The sequence below is a fragment of the Duganella sp. CY15W genome (assembly GCF_009857555.1).
Classification (GTDB): domain Bacteria; phylum Pseudomonadota; class Gammaproteobacteria; order Burkholderiales; family Burkholderiaceae_D; genus Rugamonas; species Rugamonas sacchari.
Genome location: NZ_WWCQ01000040.1, coordinates 1 through 255 on the forward strand (window position 1 = coordinate 1; position 255 = coordinate 255).

1 rRNA gene is annotated in these 255 nt (G+C 50.6%); it reads left to right on the forward strand.

The features are described from left to right. A 23S ribosomal RNA gene (locus GTP58_RS32010) occupies window positions 1-255 on the forward strand; the annotation flags it as partial.

Below are 255 nucleotides of genomic sequence, written 5' to 3' on the forward strand. Positions count from 1 at the left end.
CCAAGGCTAAATACTCGTAATCGACCGATAGTGAACCAGTACCGTGAGGGAAAGGCGAAAAGAACCCCGGGAGGGGAGTGAAATAGATCCTGAAACCGTGTGCATACAAACAGTAGGAGCCTCCTTGTGGGGTGACTGCGTACCTTTTGTATAATGGGTCAGCGACTTACATTCAGTGGCAAGGTTAACCGAATAGGGAAGCCGTAGAGAAATCGAGTCCGAACAGGGCGATAGTCGCTGGGTGTAGACCCGAAA